Below are 18,114 nucleotides of genomic sequence, written 5' to 3' on the forward strand. Positions count from 1 at the left end.
GGACATCCAGATGCCCGACCTGCTCATTGAACTCTTTTCCGAGGAAATCCCGGCCCGCATGCAGGCGCGTGCCGCCGAGGACCTGAAAAAGCGCGTGACCGATGGCCTGGTCGAGGCGGGCCTCACCTACGCTGGTGCCGCGGCGCTTTCGACGCCGCGCCGCCTGACCCTGGCGGTGGACGGCCTGCTGGCCGAAAGCCCCACCGTCCGCGAAGAGCGCAAGGGCCCCAAGGTTGGCGCACCGGACAAGGCAATCGAGGGCTTCCTGCGCGGCGCGGGGCTGACCCGTGACCAGCTGGAGGAGCGCGAGACCCCCAAGGGCGCGGTCTACTTCGCCATGATCGAAAAGCCGGGCCGCCCGGCGGCGGAGATCATTGCCGAAGTGCTGGAAGACACCATCCGCAACTTCCCCTGGCCCAAGTCGATGCGCTGGGGCGCAGGCGCGTTGCGCTGGGTGCGGCCGCTGCACTCGATCCTGTGCATCCTGTCGGATGAAAACGGCACCTCCGTGGTCGATCTGGATATCGACGGCATCAAGTCAGGCAACACCACCCGCGGCCACCGCTTCATGGCGCCGGAGGAGATCACTGTAAGCGGCTTTGACGACTACGCTGCCAAGCTGAAGCGCGCCTATGTCGTGCTGGACGCCCGCGAGCGGGCGGAGGCGATCTGGCAGGAGGCCACCAATCAGGCCTTTGCCAGTGGTCTGGACGTGGTCGAGGACAAGGGCCTGCTGGCCGAAGTCGCCGGTCTGGTCGAATGGCCGGTGGTGCTGATGGGGGCGATTGACGCGGAGTTCCTGGAGCTGCCGCCGGAGGTGCTGCAGACTTCGATGAAGGAGCACCAGAAGTTCTTCTCGGTGAAGAACCCCAAGACCGGGCGGATCGAGAAGTTCATCACCGTTGCCAACCGCGAGACCGCCGACAACGGCGCCACTATTCTGGCGGGCAATCAGAAGGTGCTGAGCGCGCGTCTGGCCGATGCCAAGTTCTTCTGGGAAAACGACCTGCGCACGGCGAAGTCCGAGGCTGGCATGAGCGCCTGGGTCGAGAACCTCGGCAACGTGACCTTCCACAACAAACTGGGCACCCAAGCCGCGCGCATTGACCGGATTGCCGCGCTGGCGCGGGAGATCGCGCCGGTGGTCGGTGCCGATGCCGGTCTGGCGGAGCAGGCGGCGCGGGTGGCGAAGGCGGACCTGTCGTCTGAGATGGTCTATGAGTTCCCCGAGCTTCAGGGCCTGATGGGCCGCTACTACGCCGAGGCTGCAGGGCTGCCGCAAGAAGTGGCAAACGCCTGCGAACTGCATTACTCGCCGCTGGGTCCGGGTGACGATGTGCCCTCGGAGCCGGTCTCTGTCGCCGTTGCGCTGGCCGACAAGCTGGACACGCTGACCGGCTTTTGGGCAATTGACGAAAAGCCTACCGGCTCAAAAGACCCCTTTGCTCTGCGCCGTGCCGCTCTGGGGGTGATCCGGCTGGTGCTGGAGAATGACGTGCGGATCCGGCTGGACCGGTTCTTCGACAGCCAGCTTCTGCGGGCAGAAAGCGCAGCCAACGATGCGCTTCCGGAAGAAAACGTGAATGACTTGCTGAAAGAGATTGCCGAGCACGGAGTGTTCGGTTCGGCTTTCGAGGCCGTGAAAGCCAGCATCGGCGACACCGCGGCAGAGGCCTTTCTGACGCTGGGGCGCAAGGTGCCGGATGCCTCGGACAATCTGCTCTCCTTCTTCCACGACCGCCTCAAGGTCTTCCTGCGCGACCAGGGCATCCGCCATGACGTGATCGACGCCTGCATCGCGATGGACGGCAATGACGACCTGACCCTGCTGGTGAAACGCGCCCGGGCGCTGGAGGATTTCCTGAAGACCGAGGACGGCGAAAACCTCTTGCAAGGCTTCAAGCGCGCCAACAATATCCTCAGCCAGGCGGAGGAAAAGGACGGGGTGGAATACTCCTTCGGTGCCGACCGCAAGTTTGCCGAGGACCCGGCGGAGAAAGCGTTGTTTGACGCGCTGGAGGCAGGCGGGGCGGCGATCTCTCCGGCCATCGAGGCCGAAGATTTCGCGGCAGCCATGCGGGGCATGGCCGCCCTGCGCGCGCCGGTCGATGCGTTCTTTGAAGCGGTGCAGGTGAACGCCGAGAACGAGGTGCTGCGCCGCAACCGCCTCAACCTCCTGAGCCAGATCCGCCAGGTCTGCGGCCAAGTGGCTGACCTTACCAAGATCGAAGGCTGAGAGGGCGCGGCCGCCCTTTCAGCTTTCCAAAAATACTCCCGCCGGAGGCTCCGGTTTCGGGCTCCGCCCGTTCAGCTCTGAAACCGTCCCCCGGACGGTTTCCTGGACGGGCCTCACTCCGCAAGGCAAGGCCGGATTTTCGTTTCCAGACCGCTTTCCGCCTCCGCAGGCCGTTACAAGGCTCTTGCGCCATCGCTGCATCCCCTTATGGTGACAGGCAAAGGAGACGTGCTGCAGTGCAGAAAGATTTCGAACAGACCCCGCCGGCCAGCCTCATAACCGCCACCGCACCGATTGCCACCGCCACCCATGGCGGGCGGGCGAAATGCCTGCAGCGGCTGGTGCGTCTGGACCTGCCGGTGCCGCGCACGGTGGCGCTGTCCTTTGATGCGGTGCATGCGATTGCCGAGGGCCAGATGCCCGACCTGTCGGCTGTTCTGAGCGAATTCGACCCGGAGGCGCTGCTGTGCGTGCGCCCCTCGTCCGAGGACCCGGACTGGGGCGGGCCCGGTGCGATCCTGAACATCGGAATGAATGATGCGCGCTATGTCGACCTGTGCGACACCCTGGGCCGCGAGGCGGCGGCGGCGCTGTATCTGCGGTTCGTGCAGTCCTACGCCGTGCATGTGGCGCGGCTGGACCCGGATGTGTTCGACGATGTCGAGGACGGCGGCCCGGATGCGCTGAGCGAGATCCTGCATGCCTATGAGGCGGAAACCGATGAGCCGTTCCCGCAGGACCCGGGCGAGCAGCTGGCGGCGGTGCTGCGCTCGATGGCGCGGGCGTGGGAGGGCACCTCGGCGCGGATCCTGCGCCAGGCCAAGGGCGCGCCGGCCGATGCCGGTCTCGGGCTGGTGGTGCAGGAAATGATCCCCGGTGTGGGGCAGGGCGAATGCGGCTCCGGCGTGCTGCAGCTGGTGAACTCTACCACCGGCAAACCGCAGCTGACCGGGCGCTACCTGAGCCAGAGCCAGGGCCGTGATGCGCTGGGGGCCGGAGCGGGCGCGCTGTACCTGGCCAAGGACGCCCGCGGGCTGTCGCTGGAGGAACTGGCGCCGGAAGCCTTTAAGGATCTGCAGGCCCATGCCGCGCTGATGCGCCGCAAGCTGCGCGAGGAGATGCAGCTGGAATTCGTCGTCGACAACGGCCGGGTGCATATCCTGGACGGTGTGCGGGTGGTGCGCTCGGCGCAGGCGGCGGTGCGGATTGCGGTGGCGCTGGCGGAGGATGGCATCATCCCGCAGGAAGAGGCGCTGATGCGGGTTGATGCGCATATCCTGAACGAGCTCTTGCACCGGCAGGTGGCACCTTATGCCAAGCGCGACGTGATCGGCCGCGGGATTGCCGCGAGCCCTGGCGCGGCCACTGGCAAGCTGGTCTTTACCGCCGCCGGGGCACAGGCAAGTGCCGCCCGCGGCGAGCCTTGCATCCTGGTGCGCCGGGAAACCTCGCCGGAGGATGTGCGCGGCATGCACGCCGCCGCCGGGGTACTGACCGAGAAGGGCGGCATGACCAGCCACGCCGCGGTGATTGGCCGCGGGCTGGGGCTGCCCTGTATCGTCGGGGCGGCAAACATGAAGTTTCACACCAAGCGCAAGACACTGGAAGCGGGGGACGGCCGGGTGTTCAAAGCTGGAGACATTATCACCATCGACGGCAGCAGCGGCCAGGTTCTGGCGGGCCAGCCGGAGATGCTGGAAGCGGCCCAGGATGGTGCGCTGCTGACCCTGCTGGCCTGGGCGGACGATGCCCGCGACATTGGCATACGGGCCAATGCGGATACGCCGGAAGATGCTGAAACTGCGCGGAGATTCAACGCGCAGGGCATCGGGCTGTGCCGCACGGAGCATATGTTCTTTGACCCGGGCCGCCTGACGGTGATGCGGGAGATGATCTTTGCCGAGACTCCTTCCGGCCGGGCTGCGGTGCTGGAGCGGCTGCTGCCGATGCAGCGCGACGACTTCCGCGAGCTGTTCCGGATCATGGAGGGGATGCCGGTCTGCATCCGCCTGTTCGACCCGCCGCTGCATGAGTTCCTGCCCGCCACCAAGACCGGCCAGCGTGAGCTGTCCGAGGCGCTGGGCATCCCGGTCAGCGATGTGACGCGCCGGGTTGAGGAGATGGGCGAATACAACCCGATGCTGGGCCTGCGCGGCGTGCGGCTGGGTGTCACGGTGCCTGAAATCTACGACATGCAGGCGCGCGCGATCTTTGAAGCTACGCTGGAGGCCTCCAAGTGGGGGGATCCGGTGGTGCCGGAGATCATGATCCCGCTGGTGTCGGCGAAACGCGAGGTGGAGCTGGTCAAGACCCGCATCGACGCGGTGGCCGCGGCGGTCAAATCAGAGCGCGGCGAGGATTTCACCTACCGCCTGGGCGTGATGGTGGAAACACCGCGTGCAGCCCTGCGCGCGGGCGAGATTTCACCGCATACAGCCTTCCTGAGCTTCGGCACCAACGACCTGACCCAGATGACCTATGGGCTGTCGCGCGACGACGCGGGGCGGTTCATGTCGGACTACGTCAATCAGGGCGTTTTTCCGGAAGATCCGTTCCACGTTCTGGACACGGACGGGGTGGGAGAGCTGCTGAAACTGGGGGTCCAGCGCGGCCGTGCGGAGAACGCGGACATCACCTTGTCGATCTGCGGAGAGCATGGCGGCAACCCCGAATCGATTGCATTTTGCCGTGACGCGGGATTTGACTATGTATCCTGCTCGCCATTCCGTGTGCCGGTTGCGCGGTTAGCCGCCGCCCAGCTGGCGATAGGAAGCAAAACCGGGCAGTTGGCGCCAACTTACACTAAATATTAGGAAAATTCAGGGCATTCAGCCGGCGGCGGCGGCCGGTGCGCAGCGCTGGCGTTAACCATGCCGCCGTGGCTTTGGGCCGCAAGCTGGACGTTGCGGCCCATTTCTATTAAGGGATGCGACCGCATGTGCCGGGGAACCACGGGTGCAGGCTGTTAGGACGGGGGAACCCTGAATGAAATTGTTGACTATGATTGCCGTGATGGCTGCCACCATCACGATGGGTAAAAGTGTTGCTGCCGAAACCGGCCTGGATACGCTGATCGAACGCGAACAGGCCAGTCTCAACGCAGTACCAGCGCGAAAGTTCAGCGGATTGTTTGGATTCCGCTCGAGTACGCTGAAGGCCCGCAAACCTCAGGCAAAAATCGAATACAGCAAGGCGTGGCTGGATTCGCGTCCGAAAGCGACAGGCGGCGAGCAGTTTGCCTGTCTCGCTGAGGCGCTGTACTTTGAGGCCCGGGGCGAGACCGTTAAGGGCCAGTTCGCTGTGGCGGAGGTGATCCTGAACCGGGTCAAGAGCGCCCAGTTTCCGAATACGCTGTGCGGGGTGATCAACCAGGGGACCGGGCGCAAGTACCAGTGCCAGTTCACCTACACCTGCGACGGCTACAAGGAAGTGATCAACGAAAAGCGGGCCTATCAGCGCGTGGCCAAGGTGGCGCGTGCGGCAATGGACGGGCTGAAGTCCGAGCTGACGGAAGGCGCGACCTACTATCACACCACTGCGGTGCGGCCGCGCTGGAGCCGGGTGTTCACAAACACCACGCGCATCGGTGTGCATGTCTTCTACCGCGACGATCGCTACCGGACCGCGCTGAGCAACTGAGTGCCTGAAGGCGGCATATCCGTGCCGCTTTCAGCTACTGGCATGGCGTTTGCGGGACTGTTATGAAGGCGCCGAAAGTCTATTGTTGGGACCCACACCCGACACAGCCAGCCAAAGGCCCGTTTTCCCATGCCCTCTGAAATCCGCCTCGCCTTTGCGCATCCGTCCGAGCGTTCCGTGGCCACGGCCGCGCCGGGTCCGCTGGACCGCATTTCGCTGCGCGATCACACTGTCGAGGTTGAGATCGGTGCGTTTCAGGCCGAGCGGGGTACCACCCAGCGGATCTGCTTCAACGTGGTGGTCGAAGTGGCGCCGCTGCCCAAGGATCTGGATGACGATGTCGACCGCATCCTGTCCTATGACAAGGTGACAGAGGCGATTGCGCATGAGCTGGCGGCAGAGCGGCTGAACCTGCTGGAAACCCTGGCCGAACGCGTGGCTGAGCGGATCCTGCTGGAGCATCAGGCGGTGCGCGCCTTTGTGCGCATCGAGAAGCTGGACCGCGGCCCGGGTGCGCTGGGTGTCGAGGTCGTGCGCTCCAAGGATCAGATCAGTCATCTGGTGGATGAGGAAGAACGCCCGCATCCGCGGCTGATGTATCTTTCCAACGCGGCCATCGACAGCGATAATCTGACGGGCTGGATTGACCAGATGGAATGCCGCAAGCGGCCCCTGATCCTGTGCGTGGGCACCCATCCGCTGCAGGTGCCCGCAACAGGGCACAAGTGGACCCAGCGGCGCATTGACCTATTGGCGATCGAACAGAATGCCTGGCGGCTGGCGGCCAAGGACGACCGCTGTGTGGTCGTCTCCACCCGGACTGAGCTGGACTGGGCGATGAAGAACGGCCAGATCTGCGTCTGGGCGCCTTCCAAGATCGTGCTGGACGCGGTGGACGGGCCCTCGGCGCCGCCCTCGAACTCGGTGGCGCTGGCGGCCTGGTTCGCCGCCACATTCGAGGCAGGTGAAATGATTGTGCTTGGCGGGGATTTGCCTGATAATCCCGGCGTCCCCTTGCGGGCCGTCAGCGTGGAGCAAGCACAACTGTGACATATTACCGGCCGTTGGTTCGACATGGCGAGGCGCGCCCGGAGGGCGCGATTCCGCTGGCGGGCAGTGCCTTGTGGTTCACCGAGGTTGAGATCCTGAGCCGCGATGCGCCGCCGCGGATCGTGCCGGCCGGTCTTGTGCCGGAAATGGAGCGCCGCCGTCTGAGCGCGCGGCGGGCTTCGATTGCCGGGCTGGACATGACACAGCCGCAGATCATGGGCATCCTTAATGTGACCCCCGACAGTTTCTCTGACGGCGGCAAGCATGCGGACGTTGAGGCGGGCAAGGCCGCGGCGCTGAAGATGGCGGCCGACGGCGCGACAATCATTGATGTGGGCGGCGAGTCCACCCGTCCCGGCGCCGCAGAAGTGACCGAAGCCGACGAGATTGCCCGCACCGCGCCGGTGATCGCGGCAATCCGGGCTGATAGCTCCGTGCCGGTCTCCATCGACACCCGCAAGGCCACTGTCGGGCTGGAGGCGCTGGAGGCGGGGGCGGACCTGCTGAATGACGTGTCCGGTTTCACCTTTGATCCCGCGCTGGCGCCGCTGGCGGCGCAGGCCAGCGTGCCGGTTTGCGTGATGCATGCCCAGGGCGACCCGGCCACCATGCAGGACGATCCGCAGTATGCGAATGTGCTGCTGGACGTCTATGATTTTCTGGAGCAGCAGATCGACCGGCTGGAAGCCACCGGGGTGATCCGCGAGCAAATCGTGATCGACCCGGGCATCGGCTTCGGCAAGACGCAGGAGCACAATCTGACGCTTCTACGTAATCTCAGCCTGTTTCACGGGCTTGGCTGCCCGATCCTGCTGGGGGTGTCCCGCAAGGGGTTCATCGGCAAGATCGGCGAGGAGCCGCGCGCTGAGGCGCGGGCGCCGGGGTCGATAGCAGTGGGGCTTGCGGCCTTGGCGCAAGGCGTGCAATTTCTGCGGGTGCATGATGTGGCTGAGACGGTTCAGGCCCTGCGCCTCTGGCAGGCCGTCCGCTGAGGCCTTTTTGGGCAGGAAAAAATAATGCGAAAGCTCTTTGGCACTGATGGCGTGCGCGGCACTGCCAATATCCACCCTATGACCGCCGAGATGGCGCTGCGTATCGGCGCCGCCGTGGGGCGCTATTTCCGGCGCGATGGCACCGGGGTGCACCGGGTGGTGATCGGTAAGGACACCCGGCTGTCCGGCTACATGTTCGAAAACGCGCTGACGGCGGGGCTGACCTCCACCGGTATGAACGTGCTGCTGCTGGGGCCGGTGCCGACGCCCGCGGTGGGGCTGATGACGCGCTCAATGCGGGCGGATCTGGGGGTGATGATCTCTGCCAGCCACAACCCGTCCGAGGACAACGGCATCAAGTTCTTCGGCCCCGACGGTTTCAAGCTGTCGGACAGCGCGGAGTTGGAGATCGAGGCGCTGATCGACGCCGGTGTCGAGCCGGCCCAGGCCGCCAATATCGGCCGCGCCAAGCGGATCGACGATGCCCGTTTCCGCTATGGCGAGCGGGTCAAGAGCTCCTTGCCGCGCAACCTGGGCCTCAACGGCCTGAAGGTGGTGATCGACTGCGCCAACGGCGCGGCGCACCGGACAGCACCTGAGGTGCTGTGGGAGCTGGGCGCCGAGGTGATCCCGGTTGGGGTGGCGCCGGATGGCTTGAACATCAACCGCGGCTGCGGCTCGACCCAGCCGCAGACGGCGGCTGAGGCGGTTGTGGCGCATGGCGCCCATGCGGGCATTTGCCTGGACGGCGACGCGGACCGGGTGATCGTGATCGACGAGACCGGCACCGTGGCCGACGGTGACCAGCTGATGGCGCTGCTGGCGACCCGCTGGGCCGAGCAGGACCAGCTGGCGGGCGGCGCGCTGGTGGCGACGGTGATGTCGAACCTCGGCCTGGAGCGGCATTTGGAGAGTAAGGGGCTGGGGCTGGAGCGCACCGCAGTCGGCGACCGGTATGTGGTGGAGCGGATGCGCGAAGGCGGTTTCAACCTGGGCGGCGAGCAGTCCGGCCATATCGTGATGAGCGATTATGCCACCACCGGCGACGGGCTGATGGCGGGGCTGCATTTCCTGGCGGAGATGGTGCAAACGGGCAAGAAAGCCTCGGAACTGGCGCACCAGTTCGAAACCGTTCCGCAGCGGCTGCGCAATGTGCGGTTCGAGGCCGGTCAGGCTCCGCTGGAAGATGAGCACGTGCAGGACGCGATTGCCGCCGCTGAGAAAATGCTGGACGGGCAGGGGCGGCTGCTGATCCGCAAGTCCGGCACAGAGCCACTGGTGCGGGTGATGGCGGAAAGCGAGGACGCCGAGCTGATGACGCTGGCGGTCGACAGCGTTGTCGCCGCGGTCGAGGCGGCCGTGGCGGAGTGATCCGGCAGGGGGCGCTCAGCGCCCTTTGCCGAACAGGCGGCTCAGCCTGCCGAACTGGCTGAGGCCAAGGCCGCCCAGGATCATCACCATCGCCAACAGCATCGACGGCGGCAGCTCTTCACCCAAGAACACCGCCCCCAGCACCACCGCCCAGACTGGCACCTGGTAGTTGGTGAGGGTCATGAAGGTCGGCCCGGCCTCCCGCACCACGATGACGCGCAGGAGGTTGGCAGCGGCGGTGGGGATCAGGCCCAAGACAGCGGCAATTACCAGAGTGCGGGTGTCCGGCATCACTGGCGGCCCTTCGGCGGCCCAGGCGGCCGGGAAGATGATGAAGCAGCCGACCACCAGCAGGACGGCCGCCAGCCCCACGGGATCCACCGGCGGCAGGCGGCGGGTCAGGATCGAGCTGACCGAATAACAGGCCGCCGCTGACAGGCAGGCGGCGCGGCCATAGGCCTCCAGCTCGGCCCCGCTGGTCTCAAACGCCTTGCCGCCAATGAGCACCGCGACACCTGCAAAGCCGATGGCAAAGCCGATCAGGCGGCGCAGGGTCATCTGCTCGCCCGGCACAAAGAAATGCGCCAGCGGCAGAACCATCAGCGGGATTGCCGCCATGCTGACGCCGGTAAAGCCGGAAGACACATGCTGCTGCCCCCAGGAGATCAGCATGAAGGGCAGGGCGGTGCTGAGAATGCCGATGATCACCAGCGAGGTCCAATTGGCCTCGCCCCGGAACAGCTTGAACCCGCGCCAGCCCCAGACTGCGCATAAGAGGAGCGCGGCAAAGCCGATCCGCCCGGCGGCCAGCCAGAAGGGGGTGATACCGTCCAGCGCCAGCTTGATCAGCAGAAAGGTCCCGCCCCAGACAAAGCCGAGGGTGGCGATCATCAGCCAGTAGCGCGGTGCGATATCGGGCATGGGTTCCTCTTGCCGTTCACCGCGCGACAAGACCCCGCCGGGCGGGCGGGGTCAATGGCAATTGCTTTGTTATCTATCGAACGGTTTGCGTTTCACGCCGCGCGCGGGCGGCGGCTGCGGCTGAGGAGGAGGCCTCCGAGGATCAGCGCCAGCGCGGCAAACAGCTGCGGCGGCAGGGTTTCTCCAAGAAGCGCTGCGCCAAAGATCACCGACCAGACCGGCACTTGGTAGTTCACGGTGGACAGGAAGGCAGGCCCGGCGCTGCGGGCGACTTGGACCAGCAGTACCTGAGCCAGCGCCGTGGGCAGCAGTCCGAGGTAGATCACGGCGCCGAGCGGCAGGGCGGCGGGCAGTTCCGGCACGCCCTCGGCCCAGAGCGCGGCGGGGGTCATCATGCAGGCTCCGCAAAGCAGCGCCGCGGCGGAGAGCGACAGCATGTTCACCTGCGGGCAGAGCCGGGTGATGATCGAGCCGATGGCGTAGCAGAGCGAGGCACCCAGGCAGGCCAGGCGGGCGAGCGACTCGAAGTCGGTTCCGGCGGAGCGGAAAGCGTCGAGCCCGATCAGCACGACGACGCCGGCAAAGCCGATAAGGAAACTGATGGTGCGGCGCAGGGTCATATGCTCACCCGGCACCAGCACATGCGCCAGCGGCAGCACAAACAGCGGCACCACCGCCATGCAGACCCCGGCAAAGCCACTGGCCACGTAAGTCTGCCCCCAGCTGAGCAGGGTGAAGGGCAGGGCGTTGGTAAAGAACCCCATGCCAATGGCACAGGCCCAGATGATCCGGCCCTGACGCTCGCGGAGGGAGGGCAGGCCGATGCCCATCGCATAGACGACGGCCAAGAGGCAAATTGCGCCGATTGAGATCCGCAGCGCAGCGATGGTCATCGGCGGGAAGCCCCGCAGCGCCAGCGATACCGCCATGAAGGAGGCGCCCCAGATCACACCGAGGAACAGGAGCTTGGCCCAGTTGGCGGCGCCGGGGGAGTCGCTCATTACTATACCTCAATCACTGGCAGCTTGCCGGTTTGCCGGAAAACTGCGCTGCTGCTGACAAATCGGGGAGGGCGGCGCCTGACCCTGGGAGGGTGCGAAGCGCCCTCCCGTGGGGAGGGTGGGGCGTTGCCCGGCCTATCGGCCGGGCGACAGGTTTGGAAAGTGGCTTTCTGAAGAAAAAGGGCGCCCCAAATCGGAGCGCCCTGCAGAGGTAAGGTCAGCGGAGGGTTCCGCGGGCGCCTTAGTTCTTCTCTTTGTCGACCATCTTGCCGGCCGAGATCCAGGGCATCATGCCGCGCAGCTTGGCGCCGGTTTCCTCGATCAGGTGCTCGTCGTTGGCACGGCGGGAGGCTTTCAGAGTCGGCTGGCCAACCTGGTTCTCCAGCATGAAGTCGCGGACGAACTTGCCCTGCTGGATGTCTTCCAGAACCGCCTTCATCCGGGCTTTGGTTTCGTCGTACTTCAGGATACGCGGGCCGGTGACGTACTGGCCGTACTCAGCAGTGTTGGAGATCGAGTAGTCCATGTTGGCGATGCCGCCTTCATAGATCAGGTCAACGATCAGCTTCACTTCGTGCAGGCATTCGAAGTAGGCCATTTCCGGGGCGTAGCCGGCTTCGACCAGGGTCTCAAAGCCGCAACGGATCAGCTCAACCAGGCCGCCGCAGAGAACTGCCTGCTCGCCGAACAGGTCGGTTTCGCATTCTTCGCGGAAGTTGGTCTCGATGATGCCGGAGCGGCCGCCGCCGATGGCGGAGCAGTAGGACAGGCCGGTTTCCAGCGCCTTGCCGGTGGCGTCGGTGTGAACCGCGACCAGGCAGGGCACGCCGCCGCCTTTGGTGTATTCGCCGCGCACGGTGTGGCCCGGACCCTTGGGCGCCATCATGATGACGTCGACGCCTTCTTTCGGCTCAATCAGGCCGAAGTGGACGTTCAGGCCGTGGGCGAACGCGATGGCTGCGCCCGGCTTGATGTTGTCGTGGACGTATTTCTTGTAGGTCTCAGCCTGCAGTTCGTCGGGCATGGTGAACATGATCACGTCGCACCAGGCGGCCGCTTCTGCGATGCCCATCACCTGCAGGCCTTCGCCTTCGGCTTTCTTGGCCGAGGGGGAGCCTTCGCGCAGGGCAACGACAAGGTTCTTGGCGCCGGAGTCGCGCAGGTTCAGCGCGTGGGCGTGGCCCTGGGAGCCATAGCCCAGGATGGCCACTTTCTTGTCCTTGATCAGGTTCACATCGCAATCGCGGTCGTAATAAACGCGCATGATCCACGTCCTTTCGTTTGGTGTTTGAAGGCATCATAGGCATGTGGGCGGTGAAGGCGATTGCTGTTGAGTATAAATTCCGCAGTTTCTTTGCGCTAGCTATTCGTCATTTTTCGAGATAGTGATGAAATCATGCTTGATGATCTGGACCGGCGCATTCTCCGCCACATGCAAAGCGACCCGGAGCAATCGATTCCGGACCTGGCCGACCGGCTGGGCATGACCGCCTCGCGGCTGTCGCGGCGGCTGGAGAAGCTGCGCGACGGCGGCGTGATCCTGGGCCAGCGGGCGGTGATCAACTGGCGCAGCCTGGGCTATGCGGTGGAGGTCTCCTTGCGGGTGACGCTGGACAAGACCAACCCGCGCGCCTTTGACGAGTTCATTGCCGCCGCCCGCGAGATCCCGGAGGTGCTGGAGATCCAGACCTTCCTGGGCCAGGTCGATGTGCGGCTTTCGGTGATTGCGCGCGACATGCCGCATTACCAGCAGATCTACCGCACGCGCATCCTGACGCTGCCGCATATCGCCGATATCGAGGCGCTGATGCATGTAGCGCGGATCAAGTCGGATGAGGTGCTGCCGGTATGACCGCGCTGGACGATCTCGATTTTGCCCTTCTGCGGGCCTTGTCGGAGGATGCGACGCAATCGGCGGGCGCGCTGGGGCGGCAGCTGGGCCTTAGCCAGCCTGCCACCTGGCGGCGGATCAAGCGGCTGCAGGAAGCGGGCATTATTGCAGGGCGCAAGCTGGAACTGGACAAGGAGAAGCTGGGGTTTGGCGTGACTGTCTTTCTGGGGGTGAAGCTCGCGACCAAGGGGAGGGTTTCCTTGGAGGATTTCGAACGCGCGGTCTCCGCCATTCCCGAGGTGCAGACGGTGGAGCATGTGCTGGGCATGTACGACTACCGTCTGCGGGTGACGGCGCGGGACATTTCCGATTTCGAACGCGTGCTGCGCCGCCGGGTGATGACCCTGCCGGGGGTGGGCAACGTCGAGGCCAACGTGCTCCTGAGTGAGGAAAGAAGGTTGGGGCCGTTGGGAAGAGGCGGGGCAGGTCTGTTTCAGAGTAGGATACCGGATGCCTCTTGACTTGGCCGGCCCGAACCGGAACTGATGGACAGGATTTGTTCTGCCGGGCGAACTAGGCCCGGAAAGTCCTTTTGATCCCAGTGGCTTCTTCCAGGTGTGATTTTGCGCAAATTCCGGCACGTGAACCGTTTCCTCCTTGCACTCAAGGCGCGGTTAAGCAGGAACCAGGTGGCGGAGTCCGCCAGGCTTGAATATCCGGTAAAGCTTTATGGGGTGGAGGTTGATGCCCATGTGCGCGTCGGCGCCTATACTTACATCAACCGGTATTCCAGAATTCATGTGCACTCGAAAATCGGCCGCTATTGCGCCATTGCCAGGTCGGTGGAAGTGGGGCCGCCGGAGCACCCGTCCGGCTGGTTGAGCATCTCGCCGTTTCAATACAACGGACATCATTTTGATGAGGTCGAAGGCTATACAGACCTGCCTTCCAGAAAATGGCAGTCCGCTGCACCCTGCGTTATCGGCAATGATGTGTGGATCGGGGCAAAGGCCGTTATTCGAAGGGGCGTCTCGATAGGCGACGGTGCCATAATCGGCGCCGGTTCCTTTGTAAACAAGGATGTGCCGCCTTATGCTATTGTGTGCGGTTCCCCGGCAAAGATCGTCCGCTACCGGTTTTCCCAGGATGTGATCCGTCGTCTGCTGGACCTTGAGTGGTGGACTCTTTCGCCGTTTGAGATGGCGGGGGTGACCTTTGAGAATGCCGAGGTGGCTATTGAGGAAATCATCCAGATCAAATCCGGGCAGCGGTAGCTGCGGCCCGTTGGGATTGCCACTTTGCGGCGGACGCTAAGATAAGCTTCGACTGGATGCCGACATGAAACGCTTTTAGCGCAAATGCACCCGCTTTCTGTCGCGCTTAGCCTGTCATTTACGCACCGCTTCGCCGTATAGCCCTTGGAGAACAGCAGCCGGCTGTATGCGAAGGCAGGCTTTGCCAAACCGCGCGCCACCGGTTAGCCGTTTGATGAGGAACTTAAGGGAGGCCAAGATGGCACTGCTCGAGACCGTCGACCCGCAGGGGCTGGATGAATTTTCGGTGGTTTTCACCGACCGCTCGCTGAACCATATGTCCAAGGCATTCCAGCAGGTGATGCTGGACATCAACGCGATGCTCAAGGAGGTCTATAACGCCGAAGCGGTGGCGCTGGTGCCGGGCGGCGGCACCTATGCGATGGAGGCGGTGGCCCGCCAGTTCGCCCGCGGCGCCAATGCGCTGGTGGTGCGCAACGGCTGGTTCTCCTACCGCTGGAGCCAGATCTTTGAGGCCGGCGGGTTCACCGCGTCCTCGACCGTGATGAAGGCCCGCCGCACCGGCAATGAAAGCGCCTCTCCCTTTGAGCCCGCGCCGATTGCCGATGTGGTTGCCGCGATCAAGGAACAGAAGCCGGACATCGTCTTTGCCCCCCATGTGGAAACCGCCGCCGGGGTGATCCTGCCGGACGACTATGTGACCGCGATGGCCGCCGCCGCGCATGAGGTGGGCGCGCTGATGGTGCTGGACTGCATCGCCTCCGGCTGCGCCTGGGTCGATATGAGGGCGACCGGTGTCGATGTACTGATCTCCGCCCCGCAGAAGGGCTGGAGCGCCTCGCCTTCGGCCGGTCTGGTGATGTTCTCGGAGAAGGCGCTGGCGCGGCTGGAGGAGACCGCCTCCGACAGCTTTGCCCTGAACCTGAAGCAGTGGCGCACCATCATGAAGGCCTATGAGGACGGCGGCCACGCCTATCATGCCACCATGCCGACGGATGCGCTGCGTGCCTTCCGCGACACCATGCTGGAGACCAAGGAATACGGCTTTGAGCGCCTGCGCGAGGCACAGTGGAAGCTGGGCAACGGCGTGCGCGCGATGCTGAAGGACAAGGGCATCACCTCGGTTGCCGCAGACGGCTTTGGCGCGCCGGGGGTGGTGGTGAGCTATACCAGCGACCCGGAGGTGCAGAACGGCAAGAAGTTTCTGGCGCTGGGCACCCAGATCGCCGCAGGCGTGCCGCTGCAGTGCGACGAGCCCGCCGATTTCCGCACCTTCCGCCTTGGCCTGTTCGGCCTCGACAAGCTGTATGATGTGGATGCCACCCTGGCGCGGCTGAAAACCGTGGTGGATCAGGTGCTGTAAACGCACCGGCGTTTCATCTTTCCGGAAATACTCCCGCCGGAGGCAGCGGCTTTCCCTCAGGAAAGCCGCTTTTCTTTACTTCACACCCAGCCCCATCTGCATCAGCGTCTTGCGCACCGGCGCCAGCGAATAGAGCGCGTTGAGGCCAAGGGCGCGCAGGTCGCGCAGCGGGCGCGGGGCCAGCATCGAGGTGCGATTCAAGAGGTCGATGCCCTTCACCCGCAGCAGGATCTCGTTGTGCCGCGCCTTGTGGTAGGCCGCCAGCATCTGCGCGTCGCCCAGGCCTTCGGGGCGGGCCTGAGACAGTTCCAAGAGGCTGCGCAGGTCGCCCAAGGACATGTTGAGGCCCTGCGCGCCGATCGGAGGCACCACATGGGCGGCCTCGGCCATCAGTGCCAGCCGTTCGCCGTTCAGCCGCTCCGCCGATTGGCTGATGATCGGCCAGATGGTGCGGCGCGACGCCAGTTTCAGATCGCCGAACAGGCCGCAGCTGCGCTCCGTCATGGCAGCCTCAAAGGCAGCAGGCTCCAGGTTCAAGAGTTCCTGCGCGCGCGGGCCGCGTTCCATCCAGACGATGGCTGAGGACGGCTTGCCCTGGTAGTCGGGCAGCGGAACCAGGGTGAAGGGGCCGCCGGAGCGGTGGATTTCGGTCGAGACATTCTCGTGCGGCACCGGGTGGGTCACGGCAAAGGCCAGCGCCTTTTGCCCGTAGCGGGTGGTCTTCACCGGAATTCCCGCCGCCTCGCGCATTGGCGAGTTGCGGCCGTCGCAGGCGACCACCAGCTTGGCCGCCACCTGACTGCCATCGCTGAGGCTGACGCGCGCTTCATCGGTGCGGGTGAATAGGGCCGTGGTGCCGGTGCCAAAGCGCAGGTCCGCGTTGGGCAGCTCCACCAGCCGGGCAATCATCTCGCGGCGCAGCAGCCAGTTGGGCAGGTTCCACCCGAACGGCTGGTCAGAGATATCGGCGGCATTGAAATCCTTGACCACCCGCGGCTCGGGCTGGGCGCCGCCGGCATCGACGATGCGCATGATCTGCAGCGGCGCGGCGTGTTCTTCAAGCCGCGCCCAGATGCCGCAGCGGTCCAGCAGCGCTTGGGCAGGCTGCAGAAAGGCGGTGGTGCGCAGGTCGGAGCCTTCGGCGTCGCGTTCGGTCACCGGCGGTGCCGGGTCGGCGCAGATCACGCTGAAACCGCTGGACGCAAAAGCGGCGGCTGCGGTCAGTCCCGCAATGCCGCCGCCGGAAATCAGGATATCGCAGGTATCGGCCATCTCGTCAGCCCTCCGTTCTGGGGCCAGAAATAGGCCCGGACAAAGGGGAATGACAAGCCGATACCGGCAGATAGGGCGCTTAGCCGCGGGTGATGGTGATCAGCAGGGTGAACATCACCGGCACCATCGCCAGCGCCGGGAGGTACAGCCCGGGAATGCCGAACAGCAGGATCGAGCAGCCCCACAGGCTGACGAAGGTGGCGATGGCGTAATAGAGGTTCTCTTCCGGGCCATAGGCGACCTCCTTGATCATCCGGCCCAACAGCGGCACGGCAAACAGAATTCGCTGCCACAGGGTCAGTTGTGCGGGAAGGGCATATGCGCTCATCGGTCGGGCTCCTACGTTTCGTTACGCGGCGCATATAGGGAGGAAAACATGCGGCAAACAGGTATATTTTGCCGCAGGTGCGAAGATTTGCCGGTATGCGATTGTGCACTTGCAGAATTGCGGCAATTGGCTCCGGAACCCGCCGCCCGCTAAGCCGGAAAATCAGATCAGCTTTGCCAGGAAACCGGCCAGATCATCCGAATGATGATGGATATGCGCGGCGTCCACGGGCTCTGGCGCCACATGCACCGTGCGCATGCCCATCTCATGCGGGGCAGCCAGATTGCGTTCGTCATCCTCGAACATCGCCGCTTGCTGCGGGGCCACGCCTGCGCGGGCAAAAACCTTGTCAAAGGCGCGCCGTTCCGGCTTCGGGTGGTAATCGGCGTGCTCGACGCCAAAGATCCCGTCGAACAGCCCCGACAGCCCCCGCGCGGCCAGAACCCGCTCGGCATAGGGGGCGGAGCCGTTGGTGTAGACGATCTTCTTACCCGGCAGATTGCGAATGCCTGCCGCCAGGGCTGCGTCCTCTTCCAGATGGTCCATCGAGATGTCGTGCACCGCGACCAGATAGGGCTCCGGGTCCAGATCGTGCTCACGCATCAGGCCTGCCAGGGTGGTGCCGTGCTCGCGCCAGTAGTGGCTGCGCAGGCGGTCGGCCTCGGCCCTGTCCACCTTGAGGGCGTCCATCACATAGGCGGTCATCTTGACCTCGATCTGGTCGAACAGCCGTGCGGACGGATGGTATAGGGTGTTGTCCAGGTCGAACACCCACTGAGAGACATGGGAAAAAGCGTGCTTTGGCATACCGCGGGAGTTAGGGCCGCAACGCCGGG

Annotated in this window: 16 protein-coding genes; 10 read left to right on the forward strand and 6 right to left on the reverse strand. The window is 64.6% G+C overall.

Translation table 11 applies throughout. From position 1 onward, the window contains the following. Positions 1 to 10: 10 nt before the first annotated feature. The 6 genes from glyS to glmM all read left to right on the forward strand — a co-directional run bounded on the left by glyS (position 11) and on the right by glmM (position 9,288). Positions 11 to 2,236 carry a glycine--tRNA ligase subunit beta gene (glyS, locus tag AC4HIX_RS12440; RefSeq protein WP_490399148.1) on the forward strand — a complete coding sequence of 742 codons (2,226 nt, stop codon included), beginning with the start codon at positions 11 to 13 and terminating at the stop codon, positions 2,234 to 2,236. Between the two features lie 236 nt (positions 2,237 to 2,472). Next, on the forward strand, positions 2,473 to 5,049 hold the full coding sequence (locus tag AC4HIX_RS12445; RefSeq protein WP_490399149.1) for a putative PEP-binding protein: 2,577 nt from the start codon (positions 2,473 to 2,475) through the stop codon (positions 5,047 to 5,049). A 172-nt stretch (positions 5,050 to 5,221) separates the two neighbouring features. Beyond that, positions 5,222 to 5,875, forward strand: coding sequence for a cell wall hydrolase (locus AC4HIX_RS12450; RefSeq protein WP_475046841.1), 654 nt, complete (start codon positions 5,222 to 5,224; stop codon positions 5,873 to 5,875). A gap of 129 nt (positions 5,876 to 6,004) precedes the next feature. After that, on the forward strand, positions 6,005 to 6,925 hold the full coding sequence (locus AC4HIX_RS12455; protein WP_490399150.1) for a dihydroneopterin aldolase: 921 nt from the start codon (positions 6,005 to 6,007) through the stop codon (positions 6,923 to 6,925). Further along, complete coding sequence (folP, locus tag AC4HIX_RS12460) at positions 6,922 to 7,917, forward strand: dihydropteroate synthase (RefSeq protein ID WP_490399151.1); 996 nt, start codon at positions 6,922 to 6,924, stop codon at positions 7,915 to 7,917. The genes AC4HIX_RS12455 and folP overlap by 4 nt, the downstream gene beginning before the upstream one ends. A gap of 24 nt (positions 7,918 to 7,941) precedes the next feature. Then, the gene (glmM, locus tag AC4HIX_RS12465; RefSeq protein ID WP_490399152.1) at positions 7,942 to 9,288 is read left to right on the forward strand and encodes a phosphoglucosamine mutase; all 1,347 of its coding nucleotides are present in this window, start codon (positions 7,942 to 7,944) and stop codon (positions 9,286 to 9,288) included. A gap of 15 nt (positions 9,289 to 9,303) precedes the next feature. Here glmM and AC4HIX_RS12470 read toward each other — a convergent pair whose 3' ends face one another. The 3 genes from AC4HIX_RS12470 to ilvC all read right to left on the reverse strand — a co-directional run bounded on the left by AC4HIX_RS12470 (position 9,304) and on the right by ilvC (position 12,474). Further along, a complete protein-coding gene (locus AC4HIX_RS12470; RefSeq protein WP_490399153.1) occupies positions 9,304 to 10,209 on the reverse strand; it encodes a DMT family transporter in 906 nt (301 codons plus the stop codon). A gap of 92 nt (positions 10,210 to 10,301) precedes the next feature. Continuing rightward, the gene (locus AC4HIX_RS12475; RefSeq protein ID WP_490399154.1) at positions 10,302 to 11,210 is read right to left on the reverse strand and encodes a DMT family transporter; all 909 of its coding nucleotides are present in this window, start codon (positions 11,208 to 11,210) and stop codon (positions 10,302 to 10,304) included. A gap of 241 nt (positions 11,211 to 11,451) precedes the next feature. Continuing rightward, the gene (gene ilvC, locus AC4HIX_RS12480; RefSeq protein ID WP_027236799.1) at positions 11,452 to 12,474 is read right to left on the reverse strand and encodes a ketol-acid reductoisomerase; all 1,023 of its coding nucleotides are present in this window, start codon (positions 12,472 to 12,474) and stop codon (positions 11,452 to 11,454) included. Between the two features lie 132 nt (positions 12,475 to 12,606). On the opposite strand from ilvC, the gene AC4HIX_RS12485 reads away from it, so the two are divergent. From AC4HIX_RS12485 to AC4HIX_RS12500, 4 genes are all read left to right on the forward strand, one after another. Next, entirely contained in the window at positions 12,607 to 13,062 is a 456-nt protein-coding gene (locus AC4HIX_RS12485; RefSeq protein ID WP_490399155.1) for an Lrp/AsnC family transcriptional regulator, read from the forward strand. Further along, positions 13,059 to 13,562: an Lrp/AsnC family transcriptional regulator gene (locus AC4HIX_RS12490; RefSeq protein ID WP_490399156.1), complete on the forward strand. Its 504-nt coding sequence runs from the start codon at positions 13,059 to 13,061 to the stop codon at positions 13,560 to 13,562. The genes AC4HIX_RS12485 and AC4HIX_RS12490 overlap by 4 nt, the downstream gene beginning before the upstream one ends. Before the next feature lie 120 nt (positions 13,563 to 13,682). Then, positions 13,683 to 14,315 carry a CatB-related O-acetyltransferase gene (locus AC4HIX_RS12495; RefSeq protein WP_490399157.1) on the forward strand — a complete coding sequence of 211 codons (633 nt, stop codon included), beginning with the start codon at positions 13,683 to 13,685 and terminating at the stop codon, positions 14,313 to 14,315. A 238-nt stretch (positions 14,316 to 14,553) separates the two neighbouring features. Further along, positions 14,554 to 15,678, forward strand: a complete 1,125-nt coding sequence (locus tag AC4HIX_RS12500; protein WP_490399158.1) for an aminotransferase class V-fold PLP-dependent enzyme — start codon at positions 14,554 to 14,556, stop codon at positions 15,676 to 15,678. 75 nt (positions 15,679 to 15,753) lie between these two features. On the opposite strand, the gene AC4HIX_RS12505 is transcribed toward AC4HIX_RS12500, so the two are convergent. The 3 genes from AC4HIX_RS12505 to AC4HIX_RS12515 form a co-directional block, all read right to left on the reverse strand. Continuing rightward, positions 15,754 to 16,950 carry a UbiH/UbiF family hydroxylase gene (locus AC4HIX_RS12505; protein ID WP_490399159.1) on the reverse strand — a complete coding sequence of 399 codons (1,197 nt, stop codon included), beginning with the start codon at positions 16,948 to 16,950 and terminating at the stop codon, positions 15,754 to 15,756. A gap of 79 nt (positions 16,951 to 17,029) precedes the next feature. Further along, positions 17,030 to 17,278, reverse strand: coding sequence for a hypothetical protein (locus AC4HIX_RS12510; protein ID WP_475046824.1), 249 nt, complete (start codon positions 17,276 to 17,278; stop codon positions 17,030 to 17,032). Between the two features lie 162 nt (positions 17,279 to 17,440). Beyond that, entirely contained in the window at positions 17,441 to 18,085 is a 645-nt protein-coding gene (locus AC4HIX_RS12515; RefSeq protein WP_490399160.1) for a pyrimidine 5'-nucleotidase, read from the reverse strand. Positions 18,086 to 18,114: the final 29 nt, after the last annotated feature.

This window comes from Leisingera sp. (assembly GCF_982940295.1).